The sequence below is a fragment of the Streptomyces sp. NPDC049585 genome (assembly GCF_040675615.1).
In the GTDB taxonomy this organism is placed as follows: domain Bacteria; phylum Actinomycetota; class Actinomycetes; order Streptomycetales; family Streptomycetaceae; genus Streptomyces; species Streptomyces luteosporeus.
Genome location: NZ_JBFAPE010000031.1, coordinates 51,472 through 65,787, shown reverse-complemented (window position 1 = coordinate 65,787; position 14,316 = coordinate 51,472). Strand labels below are relative to the sequence as shown.

Sequence of the window (14,316 nt, the reverse complement as noted above, 5' to 3'; positions counted from 1 at the left end):
CCAACCCACCCCCCACCACACCCCACAAACCCTCCGGCGACACCACCCCACCCGGAAAACGACACCCCATACCCACAACCACCACCGGATCATCAACCAGCACATCCCGGGAAATGGCAGGCTGTTCGTCGCTCTTTTCCGAGGCGCCGGGAATTCCTGTCAGCGACTCCACATGTCCCGCCAGCGCGTCGGGCGTCGGATAGTCGAAGACGACAGTCGACGGCAATGCCACACCCGTCTCCGCCGACAGCCGATTCCGCAGCTCCACCCCCATCAGCGAATCCAGGCCCAGGTCCCGGAAGGACGCCTGTGCGTCGAACGTGCTGCGACCGAGGACGTCCGCGACCGTGGCGAGCACCAGGCGGCGTCCGGTACGGGGGTGGGCGGGGCGGTCCGGGGCGCGGTGGTCGGGGGCGTCGGCGGTGGGCCACCAGTGGCGGGTGCGCTGGAAGGCGTACGTGGGGAGGTCGGTCACCCTCGCGGAGCCCTCGGGGAAGGCCGCCGTCCAGTCGACGTCCGCTCCGGCGACGTGGAGCCGTGCCAGTGCTGTCAGGAGGCAGGGCGCATCGGCGGCGGTGATGTCGGTCAGGAGCGCGTTCGCGGGCAGGTCGTCCACGCCTTCGGGGGGCGTGATCCGGGCATCCACCGCCTCCCCCTCGGTGAGGAGGCGTGCCGCCTCGGTCAGGGGCAGCGTGCCGGTGACGACTGCGGCCGCCGCCGCGTCGTGCGGGGCGCCGACGACTGCGGCGGGTTCGATGCCGTACGCCGCCCACACGGCCGCGACAGCGACCAGCAGCGAGAAGCGCCGGGGTGGTGCGGCGGGTGCGAAGGCCTGCGCGCATTCCTCCCTGCGGATGCGGAACGCCTCGACGTCCCCGAACAGTTCGTGTGCCCGGTCCGCCCAGGTCTCGTCCTCGCCGTCGGGTAGCACGAGGACGACGTCCCTGGTGTCCCGCACCACTCCTGTGACTGCCGTGGACGGCGTCCGGCCGCTTGCGATGCCGGCCAGGCCGGCCAGGGCCTCCTCCCTCCCGGCCGCGGCCGGGAGTACGGCCCGGTGCGGGAAGGAGGTACGGGTGGCGGCGAGGGAGTAGGCGGCGTCGGCGGGGCGCAGGGCCGGGTGCTGTTCGAGGTGCCGGTGCAGGCGCCGGGCCTGGGCCCGCAGCGCTGCCTCGCTGCGGGCGGACAGCACCCAGGGCAGCCCGCCCGGTGCAGCCGGTGTTTCCGCCTCGTCCGGGTCCGCGGACGCGTACCGGCGCGCGGCGGCCGGGGGTGCGCAGAGCACGACGTGGCAGTTGGTGCCGCCCATGCCGAACGACGAGACGCCCGCCACCTTGCGGTGCCCGGGGCGGGGCCAGGGGGTGAGGGCGGTCTGGACGCGCAGGCCCAGGGCGTCGAGGTCGATGGCGGGGCCGGGTGCGGTGAAGTTCAGGGTCGGCGGCAGGGCGTCGTGGGCGACGGCCAGGGCGACCTTGATCAGGCCGGCGATGCCCGCCGCGGCCTCCAGGTGGCCGATGCCGGGTTTGACGGAGCCGACGCGCAGCGGGTCCCCGGCGGGCCGGCCGGCGCCGAGGGCGTTGCCGAGGGCGGTGGCTTCGACGGGGTCGCCCACGGTGGTTCCGGTGCCGTGCAGTTCGACGTACTGGACGTCGGCCGGGGCGATGCCGGCCCGGTCGCAGGCGCCGCGCACCGCGGCGGCCTGGGCGGGGGCGCTGGGGACGGTCGGGCCGTCGCTCCGGCCGCCGTGGGTGACGGCGCTGCCGGCGATCACCGCGTAGACGCGGTCGCCGTCGGCGAGCGCGCGGGAGAGGGGTTTGAGGACGACGAGGCCGGCGCCCTCGCCGCGGACGTAGCCGTTGGCGCGGGCGTCGAAGGTGCGGCAGTGGCCGTCGGGGGACAGCGCGCCGGAGGTTTCGGCGAGGCGGGCGCTCTGCTCGGCGAGGTTGAGGTGGACGCCGCCGGCGAGCGCCAGCTCGCTCTCCCCGGCGTGCAGGGCGGCGCAGGCGGCGTGCACGGCGGTCAGGGAGGAGGACTGGCCGGTGTCGAGGGTCGCGCTGGGGCCGCGCAGGTCCAGGGCGTGGGAGACGCGGCCCGCGATGAGGCTGCGCTGGGTGCCCGGGGTGGCGTGGTGGGTGGGCGGTGCGGCGCCGTCGCGGTGCAGGACGAAGGCGTAGTCGTGGGAGGCGGCTCCGATGAAGACGCCGGTCCTGGTGCCGCGCAGGCGGGCGGGGAGCACGCCGGCGTCCTCCAGGGCCTCCCAGCTCAGTTCGAGGACGATCCGCTGCTGGGGGTCCATGGCGTCGGCCTCGCGGGGCGAGATGCCGAAGAAGTCGGCGTCGAAGAGGTCGGCGCCGGCGAGGCGGCCCTCGCGCCGGCCGGTGCCGGCGAGGTCGGTGACCGCGGAGGTGCCGTCGCACAGCAGGCGCCAGAACGCGGCCGGCGAGGCCGCGCCGGGGAAGCGGCAGGACAGCCCGACGACGGCGATGGGCTCGGCCGTCTCGTCCCCGGCGGCGACGCCGCCGGCCGTCGCCTCCGTGGCCGGTTGCTGTGCTTCGGTGCTGTCACCGGTGCGGTGTGCGGCCATGGGGCGTTCAGCTCCTTTGCTCGACTGCTGCGTGGGGAGCGGTGGGCCCGGGCGCCGTCCCACCGGTGCGGTGGTCACCAGGTGACGACGAGCCGTGCCAGGCCGCGGGTGACGAGGCCGTCCTTCCACACCACCGCTTCGCCGGGGGTGGCGGCGGGGGTCAGGGCCGGGAAGCGGGTGAAGAGCCCGGCGAGGGCGGTGCGGATCTGCAGGCGGGCCAGGGGGGCGCCCAGGCAGCGGTGGATGCCGTGGCCGAAGGCGAGGTGGGGGGTGGTTCTGCCGGGGCGGATCGCGTCGGGTTCGGCGAAGACGGCGGCGTCGCGGTTGCCGTGCAGGAGGGAGACGACGACGCCCTCGCCGGCGCGGACGACGACGCCGGCCAGGTCGACGTCCTCGGTGGCGACGCGGGGGAAGCTGAGCGGGGTCGAGGGGGTGGTGCGCAGGAGTTCCTCGACGGTGCCCTCGGCCCGGGTCGGGTCGGTGAGGGCGGAGGGGGGCAGGACGCCCTGGAGGACGGCGAGGGCGGCCAGCGCGATCTGGCCGACGGTCGTCTCGTACCCGGCCGTGAGCAGGGCCAGGCCCAGGCTGACGAGTTCGGCCCGGGACAGCACGCCGTCGTCGTGGGCGCGGATGAGCTCGGTGAGCAGGTCGTCGTCCGTACTGCGGCGCTTGCGGTCGATGAGCGCGGCCATGTAGTCGACGAGCAGGAGGCGGTGGCGGGCCTTCTGCTCGTCGCTGCTGGCGGTGATGTCGAAGAGGACTTCCACCGAGGCGTCGAAGACGGGCCGGTCGGCCGGCGGGACGCCGAGCAGGGCGCCGAGCACGGCGACGGGCAGGGGGGCGGCGAAGGCGGTGACGAGGTCGGCCGGCGGGCCCTGGTGGGCCATGTCCGCCAGGAGGCCGTCGCTCACCTCCTGCACCATGGGTGCCAGGCGGGCGACCTTGCCGGTGGTGAAGGCGGCCGCGGTGACGCGCCGCAGGCGGGCGTGGTCGTGGCCGTCCATGCTCATGATCGAGGACGGGGAGGGGCTGGCCGTGTTGAGCCTGGGGGCGTGCGGCGCGGCGGCCGCGGCCCGGCTGAAGCGCGGATCGGTCAGGACGGTGCGCGCCAGCGCGTAATCGCTCACCAGCCACAGGTCGTCACCGGTGGGGGTGCGCACCCGGGTGGGCGCGGTCGTGTCGCCCTTGTGCAACAGCTCCGGCAGCGGCCCCAGTAAGTCGGTGTGCAGCACTCCCGGTTCCTTTCCAGAGGTGACCTGTGGCTAAGTTTTCTGTCGGGAACGAAATGCACTCTAGCCTTCTCGTCGCCGTCAGCCCATGGAGGGTGTGTTCGTGAACATGCCGATGGAGCAGGGGTTCTTCAGCACCGGACTTCCCTACCTGGCGTTCGGAACGGGCACGCCATTGGTGTACCTCTCGGATTTCACGATGACGCACACGGTGCCGCGTCCCGGTGCCCAACGGGTTGCCGCCGCGCGATTGGTGAGGCCTTTCGTCTCCGCCGGGTACCGGGTTTTCTGGACGAATCGGCGGCCGGGCATGGTGCCGGGTACGACCATGGGCGAGATAGCCGGCGAGCATGCGGCCGCCCTGCGCGAGCAATTCGGACGGCCCGTGCCCGTCGTGGCGCACGGCACGGGCGGTTCCGTCGCGTTGCAGCTGGCGGTCGACCACCCGACGGGGGTGATCAGCCGGCTGGTGCTGGCGGGCGCCGCCCATGCGCTGGGACCGGTGGGGCGGCGGTTCCACCGTGACATGCTCGCGGCGGCGGAGCGTGGCAGGTCGGCCATGCACCGGGCTGCCCCGGCCATCACCCGCGACCCGCTGCTGCGCGGGCTCCTCGTCGTACCGCTGTGGATCGCGGGCCGGTTCGACAGGCCGCCGGCGGATCACTCGGACATGAAGGCGATGCTGCTGGCCGAGGATGCCTTCGATGTCCACGACCGCTTGCACCGGGTGGCGGTGCCCGTGCTGGTGGTATGGGGGGCACGGGATCACCTGTGGCCCACGGAGATGTTCCGGCAGACCGCCGATGCGATTCCGGGGGCGAAGGGGATCGAGTATCAAAGGGCAGGTCACTCCGTCGTCTCCAGGGCCGATTTCTTCCGCGACGCGACCGCTTTCCTGAAGGCGGCCTGATACTTTCGGGGCCTCCCAGGTCCGTCCCAGGACTTTTCAAGGGGCCGTGGCGCCGACGCGCTCGGCGAGCCGGTCGGCGAGGTTCTGCCACATCACGGCGCATTCCCGGGCGAGGGAGGCGATGGTCTCCTGCCGGTGGGTCGGGACGGCGTCGACGATGCGCGCCCATTGCTCGGCGTCGACGGCGCAGATCCGCAGCGAGCGCAGCAGGATCTTCCCTGCGGCGGTGAAGCGCAGGGAGGGGTCCTTGGTGAGGCTGGTGAGGACGTCGGCGCTGATCCTCTTGGGGGCGCGGTAGCCGGTGCGGCGCAGTGACGCGGGTGTGCCGGGCGCGGCCTGCGCCGCGGGTAAGGCGTCCGGCGGCGGCCCGTCGTGCGCTGCGGTGCGGTGGATGCGCTGGCGTACGTCGCTCGCGGTCGCCGGTGAGATGCCGGCGGCCCTGGCGATCTCCCGCAGGGACGCCTCGGGGTGTTCCTCGAGGTAGGCCTCGGCCCGGCGACGGCCCTCGGCGGAGTTGCGCGGCCTGACGCGGCCGTCCTGGCCGACGGTGGTGTTCAACTGCTCGTCATGAGCAGTTGAACACCGGCGTATGGCGCCGACGGTGTTGGCGGCCAGGCCCACCACCTTGGCGATGCGCCGGTCCGACCAGTGCCCGTGCGTGGCGACGATCCGCTCGGCGGCCGCCTTCCGGTCGGCCAGCGACAGGGGCAGGCCGTGGGTGCCGTTCAACTCGACGGCCAGGACGAAGGCGTCGGCCGTACTGCCCTCGAAGAAGCACACGTCGACGAAGTCGTCGCCGCGCAGCACGGCGGCGCGCAGCCGGTGGGCGCCGTCGATGACGTTGAGGGTGGAGCGGTGCACGACGAGCGGTGGCAGGTCGACGTCCATCTCGGCCAGTGTGCGGACGTGTTCGGCGTCCTCCCCGGCCGTGCGCGGGGAGTCCGTGAGCTTCAGGGCCTCGATCGGCACCCGTTCCACCAGATGTGCGCTGTGCGTCGGGGGGCGCCGCTCGGGGCCGGTGGGCCCTTCGGGGCGCAGGCTACGTCCCATCTCCAGGTTCTTGATCATCGATCGACCCTCTCGGCTGCATGTCTGTCGTCCCCGGCGGAACGGCCGGAGGTCTGTTCACTTCTGCAGTCAGAAAAATGCGGTGATCGCGTCATGACAGGCGCTGCCGCGCCAGGATCCGCCGTGCAAAAAGAGAAAGCGGCCGTTCCCGCCGGCCGGGAAAATCGCCCGTCTTTGGGGAGGCCACTCATCGGTCGGGTACGGGGCAAGTGCAGGATGTGTCGGTTCTGTACACGTATCCCCCCGACCGGCAGGCCGCGTTCGACGGCCGACTTCGCCGGATCCACTTGCTCGACCCAAAACGAACAGAACGAATCAAGAACGGAACGAATCAAGAACTGCAACATTCTGATCGCCGTCCCCGCCCGCGTGTCAAGCCTGTTGAAACGTCCCCGAACAGTGCGCTGCACCTGTCCGGTTCACATCTTGCCTACGTCGCGACGTGCTCGTGGCGAGCGGGGGCCGGGGATCAGAAAAAGCGACAAATCTTCATGGCGTCATAGCGCCATGCCGATGGATCGACAGGATACGGCTACGCGGGCCGGACGTAGGGGCGGGTCATGATCTCCATGTTGTGGCCGTCGGGGTCGGCGAAGTACGCCCCCCTGCCGCCGAACAGGGTGTTGATCCGGCCCGGTTGGCCGTGATGGGGGTCGGCGTAGTAGGTCACCCCGGCGGCCTCGAGACGGTCGATCATGCCGTCGAAGTCCCCCTCGGGCACGAGGAAGGCGAAGTGGCTCGGGGTCAGCGTCAGTTCGGTGTTCTCGTAGAAGTCGAGCGTGACGTCGTTGCTCAGGTCGACCGGGACGAACGGCCCGAAGGGGGCGCCGGCCCGGAGGCCGAGGATGCCGGCAAGGAATTCGGCCGAGGCCCGCTTGTCGGTGGCGTGGACGACGGTGTGGTTGAGCTGGACTGTCATGGGGTTCCTCGTCAGGGACGCAGGGACGGAAAGAGGGTGCGGAAGGTCCCCGGCAGTGGCGGGCTCCTGGCCCGCCCCGTCCTCACTCGGAGGCCGGGCAACTCTTTCGCTCGCGGCCCAAGGCCGACCCGGCAGTCATGATGATCAGTCTAGGTCGCGACATCGCCGCAGGTCAACGACCTGATGCCGACGACGGGCGACACGCCGCCCCCTTTACTGCGGCGAGCGGCGGGCAGCGGGCGAGCCACGCCGGACGGGCCCGGTTTTCCCCCGGAAAACCGGGGTCCGCCTCCCCCGTCCGGACCTGATCCACTACCGAATGGAGCAATACGACTACCGTGCAGATGCTCCGTCCGGATTGCCGGGTGAATCTCGGATTCGAAGGAGGTACACCCAATGAAGTCAATTCGTACCGCTCTCTGTGGCGCTCTGACGGCAGCCGCCGTCGTCGCCGCACCCGCCGCCGCATTCGCCCTCGACAGCTCGGCCGCCGTGAAGGCCGGTCAGGTCGAGAGCCGTCTCGTGGCCGGTCACTCCGACTGGGACTGCGACGACGACCACGACCACGGCCGCCACGACCGTGACCGGGACTGCGACGACGACCACGGCCGCGACCACGGACGTGACCACGACTGGGACGACCACGGGCGTGACCACGGACGTGACCACGACCGCGACGACCACGGGCGCGACCACGGACGTGACCACGACCGCGACGACCACGGCCGCGACCACGGACGTGACCACGACCACGGGCGCGACCACGGTCGGGACCACGACCACGGACGTGACCACGACCACGGACGTGACCACGACCACGGTCGGGACCACGACCACGGGCGCGAGCACGGTCGGGACCACGACCACGGTCGCGACCACGACCACGGGCGTCCGCACGGCCGCAACCACGCGGGCGGCGGTGCCACGGCGACCGTCGCGGCCGAGGAGTCCTCGACCGTGAGCACCCCGGCACTCGCTCTGGCGGGCGCCACGGTGGGCATGGCCGGTGGCCTGATCTGGTACCGCCGTCGCGTGAACGCGGCGAAGCGGTAACAGGAGGCTGACCTGCGTCATGTCATCAGCGCGCACGGGCGGCAAGAATCGCCGCCTGCTGACGGGAACGGCCTGGGCGGCCCTGCTGCTCGCCCTGTGGCTGTGCGGTCACCACACCGTCGACGAGTCGACGACCTCGGCTCCGCAGACCGGTGCCACGGCCGCACCGCACCGTACCCATGCGCGCGGCCTGCCCCCGGCGATCGATCCGTTGCCGGGGGCGGGCCCCCAGGGGCTCGCCATCAAGGCCATGGGGCTGGAGGCCCCGATCGAGGCCCACGGCCTCGATCCTCGCGGCGGTGTCGAGACGCCTCCGTACAGCAGGCCCAACGCCGTCTCCTGGTACCAGGACGGGCCCGCCCCCGGCAGCACGGGTGCCGCCGTCCTCGTGGGGCACGTGGACACCCAGCAGTCCCCGGCCGTCTTCTACGAACTGAGCACCATCAAGCGCGGCGTGAAGATCACGGTCACGCGCAAGGACGGCAGCGTCGCCGAGTTCACGGTCGAGGACGTCACGGTCGTCGACAAGGACCACTGGGACGACGAGAAGGTGTACGCCCCCAAGGACCCCGAGCGCGCCGAACTGCGCCTGATCACCTGCGGGGGCGACTACAACCGCGCCAAGCACGAGTACACCGCCAACGTCGTGGTCTCGGCCTATCTCACAGGCGTCGGCCACACCGCCACCGCTCCCAAGCCGTCGCCTGCCGCCCCGACCGAGGACGGCGAGGAGGACGAGAGCCAGAGCCAGAGCCAGACCCAGGCACGGGCACAGGCACAGGTACGGCCCCGGGCCTGACGAACCGACCCCTGCCGAGCCCGACCAACGCCCACGACCTGGCGATCAGTTGCACTCCGGGGCAGGCTGTCCCCTCTCGGTACGTCGAGGAGGATGAGCCGATGGACCCCCACTTAGGCCGGCAGGTTCCCGCCGTCTCCCGCATCGCCCTGACACCCGCCGCCGCCCGGCTGGTCCGGCGGCTGCGGGAGCGGCACGGGCCGCTCATGTTCCACCAGTCCGGCGGCTGCTGCGACGGCAGTTCGCCCATGTGCTATCCGCTCGGGGAGTTCCGCACCGGTGGCTCGGACGTGCTGCTGGCGGAGCTGACCGTCGAGGGCGTGCCCGAGCGCGTCGGGTTCTGGATGGCCGCCGAGCAGTTCGAGCTGTGGCGCCACACCCACCTGACGGTGGATGTGGTGCCCGGCCGCGGCAGCGGCTTCTCGCTGGAGGCGCCCGAGGGCGTGCGCTTCCTGATCCGTTCGCGGTTGCTCACGGACGCCGAGGCGCGCGTGCTGGACACGCTGGACGAGCTGCACAAGGGAGCCGGCTGACCTGCCCGTCAGGAGACGGCCGGCGGGGCGGCGGCCGGGCAGGCGGCGGCGTCGGCCAGCGAGAGGGCGTGCAGCCGGTCGGGCGGGCCGGGGCGGGCGTAGTACCAGCCCTGGGCCGTGTCGCAGCCGAGTAACCGCAGGTGGTCGGCCTGCGTGCCGGTCTCCACGCCCTCGACGGTGACCGACAGGTCGAGCGTGTGGGCGAGGGAGACGATGCCTTCCACGATCTTGACGTCGACGGGGTCGGCGGGGGCGCACTGCATGCCGCGGGTGAAGGAGCGGTCGAGCTTGAGCGTGCTGACCGGCAGCCGGCGCAGGTAGGAGAGGTTGGAGTAGCCCGTGCCGAAGTCGTCGAGGGCGATGTCGACGCCGAGGTCGGCGAGTTGGCGCAGGGGGCGCAGTTCCGCCTCGTCGGCGCCGATGAGGGCGTTCTCGGTGACCTCCAGGCACAGGGCGGAGGGGTCCAGGCCGGCTCCGGAGAGGACGGCGACGGTGTCGGCGACGAGGGCGGGGTGGCGCAGCTGGGACGGCGAGAGGTTGACGTTGACGCGGAAGGGGTGGTCGGCGGCGTGCCAGGCGCGGGCCTGGCGGACGGCCTGTTCCAGCACCCAGCGGCCGAGCGGGACGATGAGCCCGGTGCTCTCGGCCAGGGGTATGAAGCGGTCGGGGCCGAGGACCCCGTGGACGGGGTGCAGCCAGCGCACCAGTGCCTCGGCGCCGCGTACGGTGCCGTCGTCGAGCCGGACGAGCGGCTGGTACTCGATGAAGAACTCGCCGTTGTCGAGGGCGGCGGGCAGCCGGGTGGTCAGGCCGTGCCGGACGATGACGCGGGCGTCGGAGTCGGCGTCGGCCAGCTCGTAGCGGTTGCCGCCGGCCGCCTTGGCCCGGTACATGGTGATGTCGGCGCTGCGCAGGACCTCCGCCGCTTCGAGCTCGCCGGCGGCGCCCTCGACGACGCCTATGCTCGCGCGCACCGACAGGTCGCGGTCGTCGAGGCGGACGGGGTCGGCGAGGGCCGTGAGCATGCGCCGGGCCAGGGCCGGGGCCTCGCCGGGGGCGGGGTCGTGGACGAGGGCGACGAATTCGTCGCCGCCGAGCCGGGCGACGAGTTCGCGGGGGGAGGTGGCGCAGGCGCGCAGCCGGTCGGCGACGGCGACGAGCAGGCGGTCCCCGACCGTGTGGCCGAGGCTGTCGTTGACGGCCTTGAAGCCGTCGAGGTCGAGGTAGCACAGGCCGAACCGGCCGGGGGTGCCGGTGTCCGGCGAGGGCCGCAGGGCGCCGTCCAGGCGCTCGAAGAACAGGGTGCGGTTGGGCAGTTCGGTCAGGGGGTCGTGGGTGGCCTGGTAGCGCAGGCGCTCGTGCAGGCGGCGGCGCTCGGTGATGTCCTCCATGATGGCCAGCTGGTACTGCGGCTGGCCGGCGGCGTCCCGCAGGAGGGTGACGGACATCTCGGTCCACAGGACGCTGCCGTCGCTGCGGTAGTAGGGCTTCTCGATGCGGTAGTGGTCGCGGTCGCCGCGTACGAGTTCGCGGTAGAGGGTCCAGAACTCGGGTGCGTCCTCGGGGTGGACGAACTCGCCGGCGTTGCGCCCGGTGGCGCGGGTGCCCTCGGGGCTGCCGAACATGCGCACCAGCGCCTCGTTGACGTCCAGGATGCGGCCCTCGGTGTCGGCGATGCCCACGCCGACGGGGGATTTCTCGAAGACGGCGCGAAAGCCGGTCTCGCTGGCGTGCAGGGCGCGTTCGGCCTCGGCCTGGGCGGCGCGGGCGGCACCGGTGAGGGCCTGCTGCTCGGCGCGGGTGCGCTCGCCGAGGGCGCGGGCGAAGCCGGCGGCAACCGCGTGCTGGAGGCGGGAGCAGCGGGCGCGGCTCTCCTCGGCGGGCATGGGGTGCTCGGGCGGCAGGTAGAGCACGAGGTAGGCGTCGATGACGCCGAGGATCAGGGGCAGGGCCGCGGGGTCGGTGCAGTGGGCGCCCACGAGGGCGGCGCCGACGTCGTGGGCGGGGCGGGGGTCGAAGGGGCGGGCGTGCAGGGCGTCGCGCAGGACGCCGGCCAGCGGCACGAGGGAGCGCTCGAACTCGGCGCGGGAGACGGCAGCCGTCACCGTGGGGTGGACCGCCCGGCTCCAGATCGCGGCGAACCGCTGCAGCCGGTCGTCGCGGACGGCGGCACGGCCGGTGGTACCCATGGCCGAATCCATGGCTGCGTACGAAACCGGGGCGACGGTTTGCTTCACGGGCAGCATTCTGCCACCGAACGCTCGGGTCACGGCCGCCACCCCACCCCCGGCTCCCCCGACCGTACGGCATTTCCGTCCGGCGTGGTGGCGCACCGGGCGGTCCGGGCGTCCTGTTGAGGGGTCGTCAGCGGCGCAGAACAAACCGCGCGGTCGAGGTCGCGCGACAGGTCGATGCCCTGAGGGGCCCGGACGGGACGCTCCATCAGACTGTGTCTCCAGCTCGGTCACGAGGGGGTTGGGGCGGATGGGAGTACTGAGCAGAGGCTACTGATCGTTCGTTCGAAGGGAAGCAGCAAACGGAAAACGGTCATCCGCATTCAGCCACCCGCCCCGCGCCTTCGCCCTCCCCGGACTGACCCGTCCTGCCGATCCGAAACCATCCGATCGCGTGACATCCGTCTCTCCCGGCGCACCTCGCGGCCCCCGCGGGCCGTCTCCGAGACGCTTCGGTGATCGAGCGGTGACCACTCCTTGATCCACAGCAAATGATCACATGGAGGAAGTATGTACGGAACTGTGGGGGTCCCGTGGCGGGGCGGAGCACCGGGCACCGCCCCGCGACCGGCGCCTCAGCGCACCCCGACCGAGGCCAGCGCCCTGGCCTGACGGGCCGTGGGACGCACGGGGAAGTAGAGGTAGCACACGCCCCCGGAGCCGCTTCTGACCTCGCCCTGTGCGTTGCGACGCAGGGTGCGCAGCCAGATGTTCTCGAACTGCCGGCGCCGGTAGACCCGCTCGACCGCGGCGTCCGAGGGGCTGGCCGGGTCGTGGGCGACCACGTCGCCGTCCTTGGTGAAGCCCGCGATGCACATCAGGTGCCCGGCCGTGCCGTACCCGGCCCCGTCGAGCTCGGAGGCCAGGAACGACTGCGAGGTGATGAGCGGGATCCCGGCCCGGATCAGCCGCTCGGCGTCGGCCAGCGAGCGCAGCCGGGTGACCACGGACTGCAGGTCGGGGTAGGTGGCGGCGTAGGCGGCGTTGAACGGCCAGTTGCCGCAGCCCTGGTACTGGTAGTCGTAGGTCTGGCGGGCGGCGTGGCAGACCTGGGGATCGGCGTAGGAGGGGTCGACCCAGGCGAGGTCCTCGCGGGAGGGCCTGCGGCCCCAGTACTCGACGACCATCTGCGAGGAGGTCGGACTGCACCAGGCCTCGCCGCCGTTGTCGTACTGGGGGTACTGCCCCTTGTGGATCTCCTGCGAGTAGCGCGGCACCCGCAGCCGGTGGCCCGCGCCCTCCCCCGGCCGGGAGGCCGGCACGGTGAACCGGTCGGGGATGTCCGAGGCCATCACCCCCAGCCGCCACACCACGGGGGTCAGCGCGGTGCCCGGGCGCCGCAGGAGGGTGAGCCGCACCTCGTACGAAGCCAGGCGCACCCCGCTCGCCTTGTCGGAGACGGCCAGGGTGTCGGTGGACACCGCGCTCCTGCCGTCGCCCTGGCCGTCGAGCGAGGTGCGCCGGATGTCGCCGGGGCCGTCGCCGGAGGTCCAGCGGCCCATGACGTACCAGGGGCTGTGCGCGCCGTCGGTGTAGGCCGCGCGCAGCTCCACCTGCAGCCAGGTGCCGGCGGGGGTGCGGGCGTTCCAGGAGACGACGATCTCGGTGGCCGGCGCGGCCGGCACATGGACCGGCGAGCTCCAGCTGGCGTACTCCCAGCGCGCCGAGCTGCCGGTGTGCGGGTCGGCGTACTCCAGGGTGCCGAGCGGCCGCTCCAGCACCAGCCCGGGGCGCTCGCCGCCCAGGACACGGGTGCCGGCGCCCTTGCCGCCGGCCCACTGCGGGAAGGTCGTCCAGGAGCGGTTGTCGATGCAGCCGGCCGGGTCGGCGGTGGCCGCGACCGCGGACGCCGCCGCGGACAGCGGTGCCGCGGCCGCGGCGACGGCGAGGGCGGCGAGCACGGTACGGCGCGGAGTGGGTCTGCTGGACATGACGGTGCTCCCCCAGTCGAAGAGTGGACGGGCGTACGGACGGGACCGGCCCGGTGCCGGGCCGGACCACTATCGCCGTTCGGACGGCCCCGTCCACTGATTCCCGCGCGGCGCGCCCTCGAAGCCGCCCGGTCCGCCCGAAGGGCACGACCTAGGGTGGTGCGGTGAACGAACGAAACGGACGGGCCACGGACCCGGCGCGGCATCCGGCCGGCGTCGAGGACCTCGCCCGGTACCTCGCGGCGCTGCCGCCCTCCGCCGGTCCGGTGCGGCTGGTCGCCGTGGACGGGCACGCGGGCTCGGGCAAGACCACCTTCGCCGGGCGCCTGGCCAGGGCCCTGGGCGGGGCGCCGGTGCTGCACCTGGACGACCTGGCCACCCACGAGGAGCTCTTCGAGTGGACCGGGCGGCTGCGCACCGGGGTGCTCGAACCGTTCCTGCAGGGCGAGAACGGCCGCTACCGGGCCTATGACTGGGTGGCCCGGCGCTTCGGGCCCGAGCGGGAGCTGCCGGCCGCCCCGGTGGTCCTGGTGGAGGGCGTCGGGGCGGGCCGCCGGGACGTACGCCCGTATCTCGCGTGCCTGTTGTGGATGGAGTTGCCTCATGAGGACTCCTGGGCCAGGGGTCAACTCCGCGACGGTCCCGGGCTGACCGAATTCTGGGACGGCTGGAAGCGGGCGGAGCAGGCGCATTTCCTGACCGACCCCACCCGCCCCTTTGCCGAACTCCTGGTACTCCAGCGCAAGGAGGGGTACGAGGTGCTGGAGATGCCCCGGAAAACCGACTGACGAGGACTCCTGCTCACCCTGCGTGAGGAGCGGCCGTCGGGTCCCGGCCTGGTCCGCGAACGATCACACCGAGTGGCCCAACTGCGCTTGACCCGGGGGGCGTACAGGACTTACGTTCTCAATGTGCGGCCGTCCAAGGCCGCTTGCAGTCGCGAAGCCCCCGGTTGTTCCCCCGTGATCGGGGGCTTCGTACTGCCCCCGGGCCGGTGATTCGTCGCCTTTGTCCGCGCGCACCGCGTCCCCGCATCACCCACAGTGATCGCTCTGC

The 14,316-nt window shown here is 72.6% G+C and carries 11 protein-coding genes; 5 read left to right on the top strand and 6 right to left on the bottom strand.

The window, feature by feature from the left end:
• Together AB0K17_RS25395 and AB0K17_RS25390 are read right to left on the bottom strand one after the other, a co-directional pair.
• On the bottom strand, window positions 1-2,584 hold a 2,584-nt coding region (locus AB0K17_RS25395; RefSeq protein WP_365984345.1), incomplete at its 3' end, for a beta-ketoacyl synthase N-terminal-like domain-containing protein.
• 74 nt (window positions 2,585-2,658) lie between these two features.
• On the bottom strand, window positions 2,659-3,816 hold the full coding sequence (locus AB0K17_RS25390) for a cytochrome P450 (protein ID WP_365984344.1): 1,158 nt from the start codon (window positions 3,814-3,816) through the stop codon (window positions 2,659-2,661).
• Between the two features lie 106 nt (window positions 3,817-3,922).
• On the opposite strand from AB0K17_RS25390, the gene AB0K17_RS25385 reads away from it, so the two are divergent.
• Window positions 3,923-4,723 carry an alpha/beta fold hydrolase gene (locus AB0K17_RS25385; RefSeq protein ID WP_365984346.1) on the top strand — a complete coding sequence of 267 codons (801 nt, stop codon included), beginning with the start codon at window positions 3,923-3,925 and terminating at the stop codon, window positions 4,721-4,723.
• A gap of 36 nt (window positions 4,724-4,759) precedes the next feature.
• On the opposite strand, the gene AB0K17_RS25380 is transcribed toward AB0K17_RS25385, so the two are convergent.
• Window positions 4,760-5,791, bottom strand: a complete 1,032-nt coding sequence (locus AB0K17_RS25380; protein WP_365984343.1) for a hypothetical protein — start codon at window positions 5,789-5,791, stop codon at window positions 4,760-4,762.
• A gap of 532 nt (window positions 5,792-6,323) precedes the next feature.
• Entirely contained in the window at window positions 6,324-6,710 is a 387-nt protein-coding gene (locus AB0K17_RS25375) for a VOC family protein (RefSeq protein WP_365984342.1), read from the bottom strand.
• Window positions 6,711-7,106: 396 nt separating this feature from the next.
• Between AB0K17_RS25375 and AB0K17_RS25370 the strand changes: the two genes are divergently transcribed.
• The 3 genes from AB0K17_RS25370 to AB0K17_RS25360 all read left to right on the top strand — a co-directional run bounded on the left by AB0K17_RS25370 (window position 7,107) and on the right by AB0K17_RS25360 (window position 9,095).
• The gene (locus tag AB0K17_RS25370; RefSeq protein ID WP_365984341.1) at window positions 7,107-7,763 is read left to right on the top strand and encodes a hypothetical protein; all 657 of its coding nucleotides are present in this window, start codon (window positions 7,107-7,109) and stop codon (window positions 7,761-7,763) included.
• A 19-nt stretch (window positions 7,764-7,782) separates the two neighbouring features.
• The gene (locus AB0K17_RS25365) at window positions 7,783-8,562 is read left to right on the top strand and encodes a class F sortase (RefSeq protein WP_365984340.1); all 780 of its coding nucleotides are present in this window, start codon (window positions 7,783-7,785) and stop codon (window positions 8,560-8,562) included.
• 101 nt (window positions 8,563-8,663) lie between these two features.
• Window positions 8,664-9,095 carry a DUF779 domain-containing protein gene (locus AB0K17_RS25360; protein WP_365984339.1) on the top strand — a complete coding sequence of 144 codons (432 nt, stop codon included), beginning with the start codon at window positions 8,664-8,666 and terminating at the stop codon, window positions 9,093-9,095.
• 8 nt (window positions 9,096-9,103) lie between these two features.
• On the opposite strand, the gene AB0K17_RS25355 is transcribed toward AB0K17_RS25360, so the two are convergent.
• Window positions 9,104-11,284 carry an EAL domain-containing protein gene (locus AB0K17_RS25355; protein WP_365984338.1) on the bottom strand — a complete coding sequence of 727 codons (2,181 nt, stop codon included), beginning with the start codon at window positions 11,282-11,284 and terminating at the stop codon, window positions 9,104-9,106.
• 620 nt (window positions 11,285-11,904) lie between these two features.
• Window positions 11,905-13,260 carry a C39 family peptidase gene (locus AB0K17_RS25350; RefSeq protein ID WP_365984337.1) on the bottom strand — a complete coding sequence of 452 codons (1,356 nt, stop codon included), beginning with the start codon at window positions 13,258-13,260 and terminating at the stop codon, window positions 11,905-11,907.
• Window positions 13,261-13,424: 164 nt separating this feature from the next.
• On the opposite strand from AB0K17_RS25350, the gene AB0K17_RS25345 reads away from it, so the two are divergent.
• Window positions 13,425-14,048, top strand: coding sequence for a hypothetical protein (locus AB0K17_RS25345; protein ID WP_365984336.1), 624 nt, complete (start codon window positions 13,425-13,427; stop codon window positions 14,046-14,048).
• Window positions 14,049-14,316: the final 268 nt, after the last annotated feature.

What these genes read in the sequence shown, in the direction of transcription:
- AB0K17_RS25385 (WP_365984346.1), top strand. Translation starts at nt 3,923, where the DNA reads ATGCCGATGGAGCAGGGGTTCTTCAGCACCGGACTTCCCTACCTGGCG.
- AB0K17_RS25365 (WP_365984340.1), top strand. Translation starts at nt 7,783, where the DNA reads ATGTCATCAGCGCGCACGGGCGGCAAGAATCGCCGCCTGCTGACGGGA.
- AB0K17_RS25350 (WP_365984337.1), bottom strand. Translation starts at nt 13,260, where the DNA reads ATGTCCAGCAGACCCACTCCGCGCCGTACCGTGCTCGCCGCCCTCGCC.
- AB0K17_RS25360 (WP_365984339.1), top strand. Translation starts at nt 8,664, where the DNA reads ATGGACCCCCACTTAGGCCGGCAGGTTCCCGCCGTCTCCCGCATCGCC.
- AB0K17_RS25370 (WP_365984341.1), top strand. Translation starts at nt 7,107, where the DNA reads ATGAAGTCAATTCGTACCGCTCTCTGTGGCGCTCTGACGGCAGCCGCC.
- AB0K17_RS25380 (WP_365984343.1), bottom strand. Translation starts at nt 5,791, where the DNA reads ATGATCAAGAACCTGGAGATGGGACGTAGCCTGCGCCCCGAAGGGCCC.
- AB0K17_RS25375 (WP_365984342.1), bottom strand. Translation starts at nt 6,710, where the DNA reads ATGACAGTCCAGCTCAACCACACCGTCGTCCACGCCACCGACAAGCGG.
- AB0K17_RS25355 (WP_365984338.1), bottom strand. Translation starts at nt 11,284, where the DNA reads ATGGGTACCACCGGCCGTGCCGCCGTCCGCGACGACCGGCTGCAGCGG.